A 15259-nucleotide genomic window follows, 5' to 3' on the forward strand; every position below is an offset into this window, starting at 1 on the left:
ATGGAGGGTCAGGCGCTTCGCGCCGCGCTTATCGACGCCGCGCAGCGACTGTCCGCTGCAGGCGTCGCCTCCCCGGAGGTCGACGCGCGGCTCATCGCCGCCCATTTCCACGGCGTCGGCCAGCTGGATCTGCACGGGCGTACCGACGTCCCGGAGGGGTTTTGGGAGGCGGTGGAGCGCCGGGAGCGGCGCGAACCGCTGCAGCACATCCTGGGCACCGCCCCATTCGGCCCGCTTGATCTCGCTGTTGGGCCGGGCGTGTTCATTCCCCGGCCCGAGACGGAAGTCCTCGCCGATTGGGGGGTGCGCCAGTTGGCCCTGATGAACGCCCCGCGGGTCGTTGACCTGTGCACCGGTTCCGGTGCACTTGCCCTCTACATTGCGGCGGCGTGCCCTGCCGCGGAAGTCGCGGGCGTCGACAAGCAAGCTGTAGCCCTTGACTATGCGCGCCGCAATGCGGCGGGCACGGGCGTTGACATGCTCCAGGGCGATGTCACTGACCCCGACACCCTTCGTCAGTGGCACGGAACGGTGGACCTGGTGGTGACTAACCCGCCCTACGTTCCCGAGACCCTGGATCTCGATCCGGAGGTGTATGCCGATCCCCCAGAGGCAGTGTTTGCCGGCCCGAGCGGGATGGACATCATCACCGACATGGTCGAGCTCATCCATCGCTTGCTACGCCCCGGTGCCGCCGTCGGCATCGAGCACGACGATTCCACCTCCGACGAGGTCCAAGCAGTGCTGAGCCAGCACGGTGGATTTGAGCAGATTTCCGTGCTCCGCGACCTCACTGGACGGGCCCGGTTTGTCACAGCGAGTAAGCTGTCAGACTGATAACCTCCCCCTACACCCACATAAGGACTGAGGATTTACCTATGAGCCGGATCTACTCCTGCGCCGATGAGGTCACTCGCGCTGAGGGCATGAGTGCCGCTGTCGACGCTGCGCGCAGCGGACGGCTGGTCGTCATGCCCACGGATACCCTCTACGGCCTGGGGTGCGATGCCTTTAACAACGAGGCGGTGGCCACCCTCTTGGCCACCAAGAAGCGCGGGCCGGACATGCCCGTGCCGGTGCTCGTGGGCTCCTGGGACACCGTCAAAGGGCTAGTGCGGGAATTTACCCCGCAGGCCGAGGCCCTCGTCGAGGCGTTCTGGCCAGGTGGCCTGTCCATCGTCGTGCCGCAGGCGCCGTCCCTGCCGTGGAACCTCGGTGATACCCGGGGCACCGTCATGGTGCGCATGCCGCTGCACCCCGTCGCCATAGAACTGCTCCGGGAGGTGGGCCCGATGGCTGTGTCCTCGGCCAACATCTCCGGCCATGAGCCGCCCACCACCGCCATCGCCGCCAAGCAACAGCTGGGCAACGCCGTGTCGGTCTACCTTGATGGGGGAGAGACCCCCGTCGGCGAGGCCTCCACGATCATTGATTTGTCCGGTCCGGCCCCGCACATCCTGCGCGAAGGTGCAATCACGGCCGAGCGCATCGGGGAGGTCCTCGGCATGTCAGCGGAGGCGTTGCGGGGAACCGCCTAAATGGGAGCGGGTGTCCCGCTGCGCGAACTGGGGCTGGTCATCCTCGTCGCCGCGGCGATAACCTACCTGGCCACCGGGGTCATTCGTTCCATCATGGTCCGGTCCGGTCGCGTGGCCGAGATCCGAGAACGCGACGTGCACAAGCAGCCGACGCCCCGGCTCGGGGGCGTGGCCATGTTCTCCGGGTTCCTCGCCGCCGTCTTCCTGGCCGCCCAGCTACCCGCGCTGACCCGCGGGTTCATGCCGATCACCCCGGAAATGAACGCCGTCATCTGGTCTGCATTTGCCATCGTCCTCGTCGGGGTGTTGGACGATTTATATGAACTAGACGCGATCACCAAACTCATCGGCCAGGTGCTCTCGGCGATCATCATGAGCATCCTGGGCCTGTCGTGGACGCTGCTGTACCTGCCGATCGGCGACGGCACCACCGTCGTGCTCGACCAGGTACAAGCCACGATCATCACCACCTTGTTCACCGTGGCGTTGGTCAACGCCATCAACTTCGTGGACGGCCTCGATGGCCTCGCCGCGGGACTGGGCATGATCGCCGGCGCCGCCATCTTGGTTTTTTCCCTCACCGTCCTCCACGACCAGGGTGGTGCTGTGTCCGCCTATCCGCCGGCCATCATCGCCGCCGGGCTCGTGGGCGTGTGCCTCGGCTTCCTGCCCCACAACTTCGAGCCCTCGCGCATCTTCATGGGCGACTCAGGGTCCATGCTCATCGGGCTTCTCCTCGCCGCCGCCTCCACCTCCGCCTCGGGCAAGATCAACATGTCGCTCTACGGCACCGCCGACATCGTTGCGTTGATGAGCCCCATCATCGTTGTCGCCGCAGCGGTCTTCGTGCCCGTGCTTGACCTCGTGCTTGCCGTGTTGCGACGCCTCTCCCGCGGCACCTCACCGTTCTCCGCGGACAAAATGCACCTGCACCACCGGCTGCTTTCCCTCGGGCATACCCACCGCCGCACCGTCCTTGTGCTCAACATGTGGGTGTGTGTCGTCGCTTTCGGCGCCGTGAGCTTCTCCATCATCCCGGCCCGTTACGCCCTCGCCCTGCTGTTCCTCGCCTTCCTCGTCGCCTTCGGCGTCACCCTCATTCCTCTGCGGGCCGGCAAACTCGGACGCCAGGTTCCACCCACCCGCGTGGTCATTGACCAGGATCCATCGGCCCCGTGAGTGAGCGGGGCGGTAGGATGTCGCTTCATGGAATCCACCGCTTCTGTCTCCCAGTACGACGACCCCCGGCGACCACTCCTGCGAGCCGTGCGCTTCGGCTCCATCGCTCTGGTCGCTATCACGGTGATTTCCCTGGTCCTCTGGGGGGCACTGCGCGATCTGCCCGGCATCTGGGGCGTGCTCATCGGAGCTGCCATTGGTGGCGGCTTTGTTCTGCTCACCGCGCTCAGTGTTCTCATGACCTCGTCGACGAGTGCCGCGACCACCGGAGCCGTGGTGTTAGGCAGCTGGCTGCTCAAGATCGTCGTCCTGCTCGTCGTCCTCTTCGTCCTCCGCGACATGACGTTCTACGACCGCACCGCCTTGTTCGTTACCACCGTGATCGCGCTCATCGTCGTCCTCGGTACCGAGGTGTGGGGTGTCATCACCGCGCGGGTCACCTACGTCAACTGACCGCCGCAAAAGGTCTGATAGTTAGCTCCATCGGCGGGGGAGGGAAAGCGCAGGCACTTTACCCCCGCTTATCTGGCTTGGGGGTGGGTACCCCCGTCGGAGGTTGAACACATTATGGTGTGATCGACCTTACAGGCGGGGGAAAATTCCCAGTTACAGGGGGTTTTTGGCCGGGGTGGATCGACGGCCTCGGGGGAGGGTGAAAACACAACGGACCAGGGTGCGAGAAACCCGGGCACGACTGATAGGCTGTCCTGCGGGTTACCCCGGCAAGTTCAGTGGCCTCCTTCGGGAAGGGCATACAACCGGTCTGTGGTCCCCTGGCGCCACCTCGCTGATGTGCGACGGAGTCCGTGGTGGTGTCAGAAGAGTTTTTCAGACGTCCATCGCACCGTGCTGGAAGTGACAATCCACACGGCCCGAACACGGGAGAGAACGCTGAGCGTTACAACACTGTCCATGAAGGGTGAATTTCACGCACCCGATCTGGACTCGGAATTTTTCCCGGGGCAATACTACGGCCAAATCCTGTTTAACGACTTCGCTAACGGGTGGTTCGCACTGGATCGACTGATGCTGGTCCGTCTTCTGATGGCAGCAATTCTGGTCGTCCTTTTCCTTGTCGCCTTCCGGAATCCCAAGCTGATTCCGTCGGGCCTGCAGAATGTTGCAGAACTCGCAATGGACTTCGTCCGCATCCACATCGCTGAGGACATCCTTGGCAAGAAGGAAGGCCGCCGGTTCCTGCCGGTCATCGCCACCATCTTCTTCGCCGTCCTCTTCATGAATGTGTCGACGATTATTCCGGGCTTGAACATCTCGGCCAACGCCCGCATCGGTATGCCGATCGCGCTGGCCATCTTGGGCTACTTCACCATGATCTACGCCGGAGCTAAGCGTTACGGCTTCGGTAAGTTCATGAAGTCCTCCGTGGTCATCCCGAACTTGCCGCTGGTTCTCCACTTCCTAGTGGTGCCGATTGAGTTCTTCTCAACCTTCATCATGCGTCCGGTCACTCTCGCTCTTCGTCTCATGGCGAACTTCCTTGCGGGACACCTGATCCTGGTTCTGCTGTACTCCGCCACGAACTTCTTCTTCTGGCAGATGAACGGCTGGACTGCACTTTCTGGTGTGACCATCCTGGCAGCAGTCCTCTTCACGCTCTACGAGTGCATCATTATCTTCCTGCAGGCGTACATTTTCGCCCTGCTGGTGGCGGTGTACATCGAACTGTCGCTGCATGCGGACTCGCACTGACAAGTCGCGAATCAACGCGGCCAACTGAATAACCCCACAGAATCACTTCAAGTCCCGGCGAACTACACCGGGCACCTAGAAAGGGAACGACTTTCATGAACGAGATCATCCTGGCTCAGACTGAGAATGCTGCTCAGGTTGCACACCTTGGCGCCATTGGCTACGGCATCGCCACCATCGGCCCGGGCCTGGGCATCGGCATCCTCGTTGGTAAGGCACTCGAGGGCATGGCTCGCCAGCCCGAGATGGCCGGCCAGCTGCGTACCACCATGTTCCTGGGCATCGCCTTCGTTGAGGCCCTGGCTCTTATCGGCCTGGTCGCTGGCTTCCTGTTCTCCAGCCTCTAATTCCGAGCGGTAACTACACCCCTTTAAGACTGGAGACTCATGACGAACGTCATTTATTACCTTGCGGCAGAGGCGGGTGAAACCCTTCCCTGGGAAGGCGGCAACTCCATCCTCCTGCCCAAGACCTACGACATCGTCTGGTCCATCATTCCGCTCGTAATCATCCTGATTATCTTCGGCAAGTTTGTTCTTCCGAAGTTCCAGGAGGTCCTGACGGAGCGTGAGGACCGGATCAAGGGTGGCATTCAGCGCGCCGAGGCCGCACAGGCTGAGGCGAAGGCCGCACTTGAGAAGTACAACGCGCAGCTCGCCGAGGCACGTGCTGAGGCAGCCGAGATCCGTGAGCAGGCCCGCGAGAAGGGCAAGCAGATCGAGGCTGAGATGAAGGCACAGGCCGCCGAGGAGAGCAACCGCATCATCGCGTCCGGTGAGAGGCAGCTACTGGCCCAGCGTGAGCAGGTCGTGGTGGAGCTTCGGCAGGAGATGGGACAGAATTCGATCAATCTGGCCGAGCGTCTGCTCGGTGGCGAGCTTTCCGACGCCACCAAGCGCTCCGGCACGATCGACTCGTTCCTCTCTGAGCTCGACTCTGTGGCACCGGCCGGAAAGTGAGCGCCATGCACGCAGCGAGCCGCGAAGCACTAGCACAGGTGGAGTCCTACCTGGACAATCTCGTCCAGGGTTCGGATAACGCCATCGCCGTTTCCGCCCAGACCGGAACCGAGCTTTTCGACGTCGTCGGGGTCCTCGACAGCGATCGCGCCCTGCGCGTCGCCGTCGCCGAGGCATCGACGACGCCGGAGCAGCGCACGGGACTTATCCGGGCCGTGTTTGGAGGCAAGGTTTCTGAAAGCACCCTGTCGGTGCTTGTCGAAGCCGCCGCCAAGACATGGTCCACCCCGCGCGAGTTCCGCACGGGCCTGGTGTCACTTGGTCGCCGCGCATTTTTCCGCAGCGCCGAGCTCCAGGGCCAGCTTTCCCAGGTGGAAGAAGAACTCTTCCGTCTGTCCCGCGTCCTGGATCGTGAGGGTGAGCTGACTCAGCTTCTCTCTGACCGGACGTCGGGGCCGGAACGCAAGCGCGGTCTGCTCGCGAGCGTGCTCTACGGCAAGGTGTCGATGGTGACGGAAGCCCTCGCGCTTCAGGTCATCGGCCGCCCGGAGCACAACCCGATTGACGACATCGCACACCTCTCGTCCGCTGCAGCATCCCTGCAGGGCCGTTCGGTTGCTTCGGTCGTCACTGCTCAAGAGCTGAACGACGGCCAGCAGGCGGCACTAGCCGACAAGCTGGGACGAATTTACGGTCGTGAGATGTCCATCCATTCTGAGGTTGACCCCAGCCTCCTCGGTGGTATGACTATCCGCGTTGACGACGAGATCATTGACGGCAGTACGGCGGGCAAGCTCGCCCGACTGCGGGCCAACCTCGTCTAGTACACGACTACATAACGACAAAAATAATGCTGGAAGATACAACCGAGAGCAGGAAGAACATGGCGGAGCTGATGATCTCCTCCGATGAGATCCGTAGCGCGATTGCGAACTACACCTCGAGCTACTCCGCGGAGGCCTCCCGTGAGGAGGTCGGCGTGGTCATTTCGGCAGCTGACGGTATTGCCCGAGTTTCGGGCCTCCCGTCGGTCATGGCGAATGAGCTGCTTGAGTTCCCGGGCGGCGTCATCGGCGTCGCGCAGAACCTTGACACCGACTCTGTCGGCGTCGTGGTCCTGGGTAACTTCGAAACCCTCAAGGAGGGTGAAGAAGTCAAGAGGACGGGAGAAGTCCTGTCCATTCCGGTCGGAGAGAAGTTCCTCGGCCGAGTAATTAACCCGTTGGGCGTTCCGATCGATGGCCTTGGTGCCATCGAGGCGGAAGGGGAGCGAGTCCTCGAACTGCAGGCACCGTCGGTGCTGCAGCGCCAGCCCGTTGAGGAGCCGTTGGCCACCGGTATCAAGGCCATCGACGCGATGACCCCGATCGGCCGTGGTCAGCGTCAGCTGATCATTGGTGACCGTAAGACCGGCAAGACCGCGGTCTGCATCGACACCATCCTCAACCAGAAGGCCAACTGGGAGTCCGGCGACAAGACGAAGCAGGTTCGCTGCATCTACGTCGCTATCGGTCAGAAGGGCTCCACCATCGCAGCGGTCCGCAAGACCCTCGAAGAAAATGGTGCCCTCGACTACACCACCATCGTGGCGGCCCCGGCCTCCGACTCTGCTGGCTTCAAGTGGCTCGCACCGTTCACCGGTGCTGCTCTGGCTCAGCACTGGATGTACCAGGGCGCCCACGTCCTGGTCATCTACGATGATCTGACCAAGCAGGCCGAGGCCTACCGTGCGATCTCCCTTCTGCTGCGCCGCCCGCCGGGCCGCGAGGCATACCCGGGCGACGTGTTCTACCTGCACTCCCGTCTGCTGGAGCGCGCCGCAAAGCTCAACGACGAGCTGGGTGCGGGTTCCATCACCGCCCTGCCGATCATTGAGACCAAGGCGAACGACGTGTCGGCCTTCATTCCGACCAACGTCATCTCCATCACCGACGGCCAGGTCTTCCTGGAGTCGGACCTGTTCAACCAGGGTGTCCGACCGGCCATCAACGTCGGTGTCTCCGTCTCCCGTGTCGGTGGCGCCGCTCAGACCAAGGGCATGAAGAAGGTCGCAGGCTCCCTGCGTCTGGATCTCGCTGCTTACCGCGACCTGGAGGCTTTCGCCACCTTCGCTTCTGACCTGGACTCCGCGTCCAAGGCACAGCTTGAGCGTGGCCAGCGTCTCGTCGAGCTGCTCAAGCAGGCCGAGAACACCCCGCAGCCCGTTGAGTACCAGATCATCTCGATCTGGCTCGCCGGCGAAGGTGTCTTCGATGTCGTTCCCGTCGAAGATGTCCGTCGCTACGAGGCCGAGCTGCACGAGTACGTTCGTGCGAACAACCCTGAGGTCTACGAGCAGATTGCCGGCGGCAAGGAGCTGTCGAACGAGTCCAAGGAAGCCCTGCTGGCTGCCAACGACGCGTTCGGTCGCACCTTCCAGACCACCGAAGGCCACGTTGTTATCAACGAGCCCGAGGTTGAGGCACTGTCCGGCGATCAGGTCGGCAAGACTCAGCTCAACGTCTCTCGCAAGACGGCTAAGAAGTAGGGCATTCATGCCCCATTCGATAACCGTCATTAACAACGAAGGGAGGAGTGTGAACCATGGCTAATCTTCGCGAATTGCGTGACCGAATCCGGTCCGTGAACTCGACCAAGAAGATCACCAAGGCTCAGGAGCTGATCGCGACCTCGCGCATCACCAAGGCGCAGGCCCGGGTCGAGGCATCCCTGCCGTACGCCCATGAGCTCAACAGCGTCATGGAGCGTCTCGCGGCCGCGAGTTCCCTCGATCACCCGATGCTGCGCGAGCGTGAGGACGGCAAGGTTGCCGCCGTGCTCGTCATCACCTCGGACCGCGGCATGTGTGGTGGCTACAACCACAACGTGCTCAAGAAGGCCGCCGAGCTCGAGAAGATGCTCGAAGAAGCTGGTTACGAAGTCGTGCGCTACGTCACCGGTGGTAAGGGCGTTGGATACTACAAGTTCCGCGAAAAGCCAGTCGCTGGCTCGTGGACCGGGTTCTCCCAGGACCCGCAGTGGGACCTGACCCACGATGTGCGTCGTCACCTCATTGACGGCTTCGTCGCCAGCTCCAACGGGGAGGCCAAGTACCGCGACGGTGTTCACACCGACGGTGCCCCTGTCCGTGGCTTTGACCAGCTGCACGTGGTGTACACGGAGTTCGAGTCCATGCTGACGCAGACTCCGCGTGTCCTCCAGCTGCTGCCGGTTGAGCCGGTCATCCAGGATGAGGACCTCAACCTGGGCGAGAGCATGCAGGGTTCCCCCGAGGGATCCATCAGCCCCGATTACGACTTCGAGCCCGACGCGGACACCTTGCTGTCCGAGCTGCTTCCGAAGTACGTGTCGCGCAGCCTGTACGCGAAGTTCCTCGAGTCTTCGGCCTCGGAGTCCGCCTCGCGTCGAAACGCGATGAAGTCTGCAACTGATAACGCCACGGAGCTGGTCAAAGACCTGTCCCGCGTGGCTAACCAGGCCCGTCAGGCACAGATCACCCAGGAAATCACAGAGATCGTCGGTGGCGCTGGCGCGCTGTCCGATAGCGGAGAAAGTGACTAGAAAATGACTACAGCTCTCGCAGAGCAGAACGCACCGCAGGCGTCTACCGCCGGCCGTGTCGTGCGTGTCATTGGTCCGGTCGTCGACGTGGAATTCCCGCGCGGCGAGTTGCCGGCCCTCTACAACGCACTGACTGTCGAGGTCACCCTCGAAGCAGTCGCCAAGACCATCACCCTTGAGGTTGCCCAGCACCTCGGTGATAACCTCGTCCGCGCCGTTTCCATGGCACCGACCGACGGCCTCGTTCGCGGCGCCCAGGTCGTGGACTCCGGCAAGCCGATCTCCGTTCCCGTCGGTGACGTTGTCAAGGGCCACGTGTTCAACGCCCTCGGTGACTGCCTTGACGTTCCGGGCCTCGGCCGCGATGGCGAGCAGTGGGGCATCCACCGCGAGCCCCCGCCCTTCGACCAGCTCGAAGGCAAGACCGAAATCCTCGAGACCGGCATCAAGGTCATTGACCTGCTGACCCCGTACGTCAAGGGCGGCAAGATTGGCCTGTTCGGCGGCGCCGGTGTGGGCAAGACGGTCCTCATCCAGGAGATGATTACCCGTATCGCCCGCGAGTTCTCCGGTACCTCCGTGTTCGCCGGCGTCGGCGAGCGCACCCGTGAGGGCACCGACCTTCACCTCGAAATGGAAGAGATGGGTGTTCTTCAGGACACCGCTCTCGTGTTCGGCCAGATGGATGAGCCGCCGGGAGTCCGTATGCGCGTGGCTCTGTCCGGACTGACCATGGCGGAGTACTTCCGCGATGTTCAGCACCAGGACGTCCTGCTGTTCATCGATAACATCTTCCGTTTCACCCAGGCCGGCTCTGAGGTCTCGACCCTGCTGGGTCGTATGCCTTCCGCCGTGGGTTACCAGCCCACCCTGGCTGATGAGATGGGTGTTCTTCAGGAGCGCATTACCTCCACGAAGGGTAAGTCGATCACCTCGCTGCAGGCCGTCTACGTCCCTGCTGACGACTACACCGACCCGGCTCCGGCCACCACCTTCGCGCACCTTGACGCCACGACCGAGCTCGACCGAAGCATCGCTTCCAAGGGCATCTACCCGGCCGTGAACCCGCTGTCCTCGACGTCTCGTATCCTCGAGCCGTCGATCGTCGGCGAGCGCCACTACGCTGTCGCTCAGCGCGTCATCGGCATCCTGCAGAAGAACAAGGAACTCCAGGACATCATCGCCATCCTTGGTATGGACGAGCTGTCTGAAGAGGACAAGATCACCGTGCAGCGTGCACGTCGTCTGGAGCGCTTCCTGGGCCAGAACTTCTTCGTTGCGGAGAAGTTCACCGGCATCCCGGGCTCCTACGTCCCGCTGGAGCACACGATTGAAGCCTTCGAGCGCATCTGCGACGGCGACTTCGATCACTACCCCGAGCAGGCCTTCAACGGCCTCGGTGGCCTGGACGACGTCGAGGCCGCTTACAAGAAGCTCACCGAGAAGTAAGAGGAGACGCACATGGCTGACATCACCGTGGAACTGGTCTCCGTGGAGCGCATGCTCTGGTCTGGACAGGCCAGCATCGTCACCGCGCAGACCACCGAGGGTGAGATCGGCGTGCTGTCCGGACACGAGCCCATGCTCGGCCAGCTGGTCGAAAATGGCGTCGTGACCATCCGTCCGATCGACGGTGACAAGCTCGTCGCCGCCGTTCAGGGTGGTTTCCTTTCCGTGTCTGCGGAGAAGGTTACTATCCTCGCGGATTACGCGGTCTGGGCTGACGAGGTTGATTCCTCTGCCGCCGAGGCCGAGCTCCAGGCTGAGGACGAGAATGTTCGTGCTCGCGCTGAGGCCGGCCTCAAGGCCGTCCGCCGGAAGGCCGAAGCCTGACACTAGGCACCGCCTCTTCCTCTCACAAGCACCGCTGTCCCGACTCGGGTCAGCGGTGCTTGTGCTTGTCTGCTCCCACCGTGTTGGGGATATCCCTAGTGTGGGACTAGAATTCTGGCCTATACAGCATGAGAGGGGAACGTCTGTGGAGATTGTCGCCTGGGTCCTGGTTGTGATCGCTGCCGTGGCGATGTTGCTTGCGCTCTGGCGGTTTCTGACGCTGCGTTCTCAGGGCACGTCGGTGATTATTCGACGGCTTCCTGCCTCCGGTACGCACGGTTGGCGGCACGGCCGGGTGCGCTATAACGGGGAAGAATTGCACTATTACAAGCTCCGCTCCCTGTCACCTGGGGCGGACCTGGTGCTCAATCGACAGCAGTTGGAGTTCCTGGATAGTCGCCCGCTGACGGACCGGGAGGCCTCGTTCATGGACCCCAGTCTGAAAGTGACCACCATCTCCAATGACGGACAGCTCTATGAAATTGTGGTGGATTCCCGGGGTCTCATGGCGCTGACCGCCTGGATGGAGTCGGCCCCGAATATCCGTCAAGAGCGCACTGATTTTAACAAGCTCCGCAATCGCATCACCCGGCACCAGAACGGTCGCTAGGTTCCAGCTACCCTGTAACGCATGCGTCTAGTCATTGCTCGTTGCTCTGTTGATTACGTTGGCCGCCTTGAGGCCCATCTGCCGAAGGCGGATCGCCTGCTGATGATCAAGGCTGACGGGTCAGTCTCCATTCACGCGGACGATCGCGCCTACAAGCCCCTCAACTGGATGACACCTCCGTGCACCCTGGTCGAGCAGCCCATCACCGATGCCGATGGCGACGATACCGGGGAACTCTTGTGGATCGTGGAAAACCCCAAGGGTGAGCAGTTGCGCATCACCATCGAGAGCATTCAGCACGATACGTCCGTCGACCTGGGCGTTGATCCCGGTCTGGTCAAAGATGGCGTCGAGGCCCACCTGCAAGAGTTGCTGGCCGAACACATCACGACCCTAGGCGACGGCTATGAGCTGGTCCGCCGCGAGTTTCCCACGGCTATCGGCCCGGTCGACATTTTGGCTCGGGATCCTCGCGGGGCGACCATTGCGGTGGAGATTAAACGGCGCGGCGGTATCGACGGCGTGGAACAGCTCACCCGCTATCTTGAGCTGCTCAATCGAGATGAGCTGCTCAAGCCCGTGACCGGAGTGTTCGCCGCGCAGGAGATCAAGCCCCAGGCCCGTTTGCTCGCGGAAGATCGCGGCATCCGCTGCGTCACGCTCGATTATCACTCCCTGCGTGGCACGGAAAGCAACGAGCTGCGGTTGTTCTAATGCCTCGTCGTAATCGGTCTGTGCGGCCCGAACTGCGCCCTTTGCCGACGGATGTCTTTGGCACGCAAACCGTCGAAGGCCCACACGGCGAGCTGTATCTCATGCGGCACATGAGTGCGTCTGCCGCCATCAAGTTCTATATCTGCCCTGGCTGCAATCAGAACATTCCTCCGGGCACGGCCCATATCGTCGCGTGGCCGAAGGACGTGGGCCGGGGAGCCGAGGACCGCCGCCATTGGCACCGAGGGTGCTGGGACCGCAGATAAGAGGGTAGCCTTGTCCCCATGATCATCGCCTTCTCGGTTGCCCCCGCAGTGACGGCGACGGCTGATGCTGAGATGGCCGATGCCGTCTCGGCGGCCGTGCGAGTCGTGCGTGAGTCGGGGTTGCCCAACGAAACCAATGCCATGTTCACCCTCGTGGAGGGGGAGTGGGATGAGGTCATGGACGTGGTCAAACGCGCCACTGATGCCGTCCTCGCTGTCTCTCCGCGCGTGTCCTTGGTGCTCAAGGCGGATATCCGCCCGGGCCACCAAGACCAGTTGCACCAGAAGGTCGCGGCCGTGGAGTCGCGTTTGTCCCAGGAAGAGAAGTAGATGACCACCCCCCATCGTTACGTGTCCGGCGCCATCGACTTGGCGGATGTCAAGGCTCAAGCGGAAGCTCGTCAGCAGCCTGCTGGAGCCATCGCCTCCTTCATCGAGGTCACTCCGGAAAATTTCGAAGCCGAAGTCGTGCGTCGCTCGCTCCAGGTGCCGGTCATCGTCATGGCGGGTTCCTCGCGGAGTCCCGAGTCTGAGCAACTAAAGGCTGATCTGCAGGCGTTGGCCGCGGCCGGAAACCTGCGCTTCATCGTGGGTTACGCGGATGCGGATACCCACCCAGAGGTAGCGCAGGCCTTCGGGGTGCAGGCGCTGCCCACGGTCATCGCGTTGGCCGGCGGGCGTCCCCTCACCCAGTTCGAAGGTGCCCAGCCCCGCGAGGTCCTGGACCAATGGCTTACCGGCCTGGTCAATGAAGTTGCTCCCCAGTTGCAGGGGCTTGATGCCGCGGGAGCCGAAGAACAGCCCGCCGAGGAAGATCCGCGGTTGGACGGTGCAATGGAAGCGCTCAACGCCGGTGACTTCGATGCCGCAATCGCCGTCTACGAGGAGATCCTCGCCGAGGAGCCGGAAAACAAGGACATCCAGCAGGCGCGAAACACCACCCTGTTGCTCAAGCGGATGAACCCCGACGACGACCCGATGGCAGCCGCTGAGGCTGAGCCCGGGGACGTCGATAAGCAGTTTGCTGCGGCTGACGCAGAAATCGTGGCAGGTGCGCCCGAGCGGGCCTTCGACCGCCTCATCGGGTTGTTGCATACCCCGGAGAAGGATCGAGTGCGGGCTCGCCTCATCGAGCTGTTGGCGCTTTTCGACGCCGCCGATCCGCGCGTCACCGCCGCCCGAACGAAGATGGCGAGCGCGCTTTTCTAGTAAGATAAGCATCGATTACTCCCGGCGGGGGAATGTTACTCACTGAGGCATCACCCCCGGCCATTTGGCTTGCGAACTCCCACTATGGAGATCGGAGCTCATCATGTCCACCAACACCCCGACGAGGCCCACCCCCAAGGGCAAGGTGTTTAAGACAATGCAGAAGGTCGGCAAGGCCTTCATGCTTCCCATCGCTATCCTCCCGGCCGCGGGCCTGCTCCTTGGCATCGGCGGAGCCCTATCAAACCCCACGACGGTCGAGGCCTACCCCGTCCTGGACAACGCTGTCGCGCAAGGCATCTTCACCGTGATGTCGGACGCGGGCAGCGTGATTTTCGCTAACTTGGCGCTACTGCTGGCCGTCGGTCTGTGTATCGGCTTGGCACGGCGCGACAAGGGCACGGCGGCGCTGGCTGGCGTCGTCGGCTACCTCGTCATGACGGGCACGACCGCCTCACTGCTAAAAGTGTTCAATCCCGACGGGCAGGCGATCGATACCGGCATCATTGGCGCCCTAGTCATCGGCTCGATCACCGTCTACCTGCACAATCGCTATCACAATATCCAACTGCCGGCGGTACTCGGATTCTTTGGCGGCTCCCGGTTCGTGCCCATCGTCACCGCCGGAGCCGCCGTCCTCATCGGAGCGGCGTTCTACCTCATCTGGCCGCCGTTCCAGCAACTGCTCATCAGCGCTGGCGACGGAATGGCCTCCTTGGGCGCCTTCGGAACCTTCTTCTACGGTTTCCTCCTCCGCCTCTCCGGCGCAGTTGGCCTCCACCACACGATCTATCCCATGTTCTGGTACACCGAGCTCGGCGGAGTCGAGCAGGTCGCCGGGGAGACGGTCGTCGGCGCGCAGAAGATCTTCTTCGCCCAATTGGCCGACCCGACTCACCAGGGCTTGTACACGGAAGGCACCCGCTACTTCGCCGGGCGTTTTGCCACCATGATGTTCGGCCTGCCAGGCGCCGCGCTGGCCATGTACCACTGCGTGCCCAAAGATCGCCGCGCCCGCTACCTGGGCCTGTTCCTCGGCGTCGCCCTGACCTCGTTCATCACCGGCATCACTGAGCCGCTGGAATTCATGTTCCTCTTCGTGGCCCCGCTGCTCTACGTTATCCACGCCTTCTTCGACGGCTTGAGCTTCCTCGTGGCAGACCTGCTGAACATCCGCATCGGCAATACCTTCTCCGGCGGCCTCATCGACTTCTTGCTCTTCGGCGTTTTCCAGGGTGAGGCTAAGACCCACTGGATGTACGTCATCCCCGTAGGAATCATCTGGTTCTGCCTCTACTACGTAGTCTTCCGCTGGTACATCACCCGCTTCATGGTGCCCACCCCCGGCCATCTGGCGGACACGGAGGCTCCTGCTGCCACCACCGATGACGAAGGCCCAACCGCCAAGAGCACGAAAAAAGATGCCCTCTATTCCGAGGCCACGAACATCCTCGCGGCCTTGGGCGGGGAAGACAACATCGAAGACCTCGATGCCTGCATCACCCGCCTCCGGGTGTCGGTGAAGAACTCCGCGGCCGTGGACCGAGATGCGTTGAGAGCCCTCGGGGCCGTCGACGTGCTTGAGGTATCCGGCGGGATTCAGGCCGTCTACGGTGCGAAGGCAGTCTTGTACAAAAACGCCATTGCTGACCTCATGAACCTCGACGATTAGGAGCACAA

At 62.5% G+C, this 15259-nt stretch carries 18 protein-coding genes; all 18 read left to right on the plus strand.

Annotated features, from left to right (window positions below; all coding sequences use genetic code 11):
• The 18 genes from prmC (at nucleotide 1) to CTEST_RS05340 (ending at nucleotide 15251) form a co-directional block, all read left to right on the plus strand.
• Nucleotides 1-837: a peptide chain release factor N(5)-glutamine methyltransferase gene (gene prmC / locus CTEST_RS05260; protein WP_047252855.1), complete on the plus strand. Its 837-nt coding sequence runs from the start codon at nucleotides 1-3 to the stop codon at nucleotides 835-837.
• A 41-nt stretch (nucleotides 838-878) separates the two neighbouring features.
• A complete protein-coding gene (locus tag CTEST_RS05265) occupies nucleotides 879-1538 on the plus strand; it encodes an L-threonylcarbamoyladenylate synthase (RefSeq protein ID WP_047252856.1) in 660 nt (219 codons plus the stop codon).
• Nucleotides 1539-2717, plus strand: a complete 1179-nt coding sequence (locus CTEST_RS05270) for a glycosyltransferase family 4 protein (protein WP_047252857.1) — start codon at nucleotides 1539-1541, stop codon at nucleotides 2715-2717. It begins immediately after the preceding gene.
• A 27-nt stretch (nucleotides 2718-2744) separates the two neighbouring features.
• Nucleotides 2745-3170 carry a hypothetical protein gene (locus CTEST_RS05275; protein ID WP_047252858.1) on the plus strand — a complete coding sequence of 142 codons (426 nt, stop codon included), beginning with the start codon at nucleotides 2745-2747 and terminating at the stop codon, nucleotides 3168-3170.
• A 459-nt stretch (nucleotides 3171-3629) separates the two neighbouring features.
• Nucleotides 3630-4427: a F0F1 ATP synthase subunit A gene (atpB, locus tag CTEST_RS05280; RefSeq protein ID WP_047252859.1), complete on the plus strand. Its 798-nt coding sequence runs from the start codon at nucleotides 3630-3632 to the stop codon at nucleotides 4425-4427.
• 95 nt (nucleotides 4428-4522) lie between these two features.
• The gene (locus CTEST_RS05285) at nucleotides 4523-4774 is read left to right on the plus strand and encodes an ATP synthase F0 subunit C (protein WP_047252860.1); all 252 of its coding nucleotides are present in this window, start codon (nucleotides 4523-4525) and stop codon (nucleotides 4772-4774) included.
• Between the two features lie 39 nt (nucleotides 4775-4813).
• Nucleotides 4814-5386: a F0F1 ATP synthase subunit B gene (locus CTEST_RS05290; RefSeq protein WP_047252861.1), complete on the plus strand. Its 573-nt coding sequence runs from the start codon at nucleotides 4814-4816 to the stop codon at nucleotides 5384-5386.
• Nucleotides 5387-5391: 5 nt separating this feature from the next.
• On the plus strand, nucleotides 5392-6210 hold the full coding sequence (locus CTEST_RS05295; protein WP_047252862.1) for a F0F1 ATP synthase subunit delta: 819 nt from the start codon (nucleotides 5392-5394) through the stop codon (nucleotides 6208-6210).
• A gap of 59 nt (nucleotides 6211-6269) precedes the next feature.
• Nucleotides 6270-7913 carry a F0F1 ATP synthase subunit alpha gene (gene atpA, locus CTEST_RS05300; RefSeq protein ID WP_047252863.1) on the plus strand — a complete coding sequence of 548 codons (1644 nt, stop codon included), beginning with the start codon at nucleotides 6270-6272 and terminating at the stop codon, nucleotides 7911-7913.
• 56 nt (nucleotides 7914-7969) lie between these two features.
• Nucleotides 7970-8947 (plus strand): F0F1 ATP synthase subunit gamma, encoded by a 978-nt coding sequence (locus CTEST_RS05305; protein ID WP_047252864.1) that lies wholly within the window; start codon nucleotides 7970-7972, stop codon nucleotides 8945-8947.
• A gap of 3 nt (nucleotides 8948-8950) precedes the next feature.
• A complete protein-coding gene (gene atpD, locus CTEST_RS05310; RefSeq protein ID WP_047252865.1) occupies nucleotides 8951-10396 on the plus strand; it encodes a F0F1 ATP synthase subunit beta in 1446 nt (481 codons plus the stop codon).
• A 12-nt stretch (nucleotides 10397-10408) separates the two neighbouring features.
• Entirely contained in the window at nucleotides 10409-10780 is a 372-nt protein-coding gene (locus CTEST_RS05315) for a F0F1 ATP synthase subunit epsilon (RefSeq protein WP_047252866.1), read from the plus strand.
• 145 nt (nucleotides 10781-10925) lie between these two features.
• Nucleotides 10926-11390 (plus strand): DUF2550 domain-containing protein, encoded by a 465-nt coding sequence (locus tag CTEST_RS05320; protein WP_047252867.1) that lies wholly within the window; start codon nucleotides 10926-10928, stop codon nucleotides 11388-11390.
• A 21-nt stretch (nucleotides 11391-11411) separates the two neighbouring features.
• Entirely contained in the window at nucleotides 11412-12104 is a 693-nt protein-coding gene (nucS, locus tag CTEST_RS05325) for an endonuclease NucS (RefSeq protein WP_047252868.1), read from the plus strand.
• Nucleotides 12104-12370 carry a hypothetical protein gene (locus CTEST_RS13840; RefSeq protein WP_083985446.1) on the plus strand — a complete coding sequence of 89 codons (267 nt, stop codon included), beginning with the start codon at nucleotides 12104-12106 and terminating at the stop codon, nucleotides 12368-12370. The genes nucS and CTEST_RS13840 overlap by 1 nt, the downstream gene beginning before the upstream one ends.
• An 18-nt stretch (nucleotides 12371-12388) precedes the next feature.
• Complete coding sequence (locus CTEST_RS05330; protein ID WP_047252869.1) at nucleotides 12389-12700, plus strand: thiamine-binding protein; 312 nt, start codon at nucleotides 12389-12391, stop codon at nucleotides 12698-12700.
• Nucleotides 12701-13579: a tetratricopeptide repeat protein gene (locus CTEST_RS05335; protein WP_047252870.1), complete on the plus strand. Its 879-nt coding sequence runs from the start codon at nucleotides 12701-12703 to the stop codon at nucleotides 13577-13579.
• Between the two features lie 103 nt (nucleotides 13580-13682).
• The gene (locus CTEST_RS05340) at nucleotides 13683-15251 is read left to right on the plus strand and encodes a PTS transporter subunit EIIC (protein WP_236686149.1); all 1569 of its coding nucleotides are present in this window, start codon (nucleotides 13683-13685) and stop codon (nucleotides 15249-15251) included.
• Nucleotides 15252-15259: the final 8 nt, after the last annotated feature.

Source organism: Corynebacterium testudinoris (assembly GCF_001021045.1).
GTDB lineage: Bacteria > Actinomycetota > Actinomycetes > Mycobacteriales > Mycobacteriaceae > Corynebacterium > Corynebacterium testudinoris.

Excerpts from the sequence above, each read along its gene's own strand:
- prmC (WP_047252855.1), top strand. The coding sequence starts at position 1 with ATGGAGGGTCAGGCGCTTCGCGCCGCGCTTATCGACGCCGCGCAGCGA.
- CTEST_RS05265 (WP_047252856.1), top strand. The coding sequence starts at position 879 with ATGAGCCGGATCTACTCCTGCGCCGATGAGGTCACTCGCGCTGAGGGC.
- CTEST_RS05270 (WP_047252857.1), top strand. The coding sequence starts at position 1,539 with ATGGGAGCGGGTGTCCCGCTGCGCGAACTGGGGCTGGTCATCCTCGTC.
- CTEST_RS05275 (WP_047252858.1), top strand. The coding sequence starts at position 2,745 with ATGGAATCCACCGCTTCTGTCTCCCAGTACGACGACCCCCGGCGACCA.
- atpB (WP_047252859.1), top strand. The coding sequence starts at position 3,630 with ATGAAGGGTGAATTTCACGCACCCGATCTGGACTCGGAATTTTTCCCG.
- CTEST_RS05285 (WP_047252860.1), top strand. The coding sequence starts at position 4,523 with ATGAACGAGATCATCCTGGCTCAGACTGAGAATGCTGCTCAGGTTGCA.
- CTEST_RS05290 (WP_047252861.1), top strand. The coding sequence starts at position 4,814 with ATGACGAACGTCATTTATTACCTTGCGGCAGAGGCGGGTGAAACCCTT.
- CTEST_RS05295 (WP_047252862.1), top strand. The coding sequence starts at position 5,392 with ATGCACGCAGCGAGCCGCGAAGCACTAGCACAGGTGGAGTCCTACCTG.
- atpA (WP_047252863.1), top strand. The coding sequence starts at position 6,270 with ATGGCGGAGCTGATGATCTCCTCCGATGAGATCCGTAGCGCGATTGCG.
- CTEST_RS05305 (WP_047252864.1), top strand. The coding sequence starts at position 7,970 with ATGGCTAATCTTCGCGAATTGCGTGACCGAATCCGGTCCGTGAACTCG.
- atpD (WP_047252865.1), top strand. The coding sequence starts at position 8,951 with ATGACTACAGCTCTCGCAGAGCAGAACGCACCGCAGGCGTCTACCGCC.
- CTEST_RS05315 (WP_047252866.1), top strand. The coding sequence starts at position 10,409 with ATGGCTGACATCACCGTGGAACTGGTCTCCGTGGAGCGCATGCTCTGG.
- nucS (WP_047252868.1), top strand. The coding sequence starts at position 11,412 with ATGCGTCTAGTCATTGCTCGTTGCTCTGTTGATTACGTTGGCCGCCTT.
- CTEST_RS13840 (WP_083985446.1), top strand. The coding sequence starts at position 12,104 with ATGCCTCGTCGTAATCGGTCTGTGCGGCCCGAACTGCGCCCTTTGCCG.
- CTEST_RS05330 (WP_047252869.1), top strand. The coding sequence starts at position 12,389 with ATGATCATCGCCTTCTCGGTTGCCCCCGCAGTGACGGCGACGGCTGAT.
- CTEST_RS05335 (WP_047252870.1), top strand. The coding sequence starts at position 12,701 with ATGACCACCCCCCATCGTTACGTGTCCGGCGCCATCGACTTGGCGGAT.
- CTEST_RS05340 (WP_236686149.1), top strand. The coding sequence starts at position 13,683 with ATGTCCACCAACACCCCGACGAGGCCCACCCCCAAGGGCAAGGTGTTT.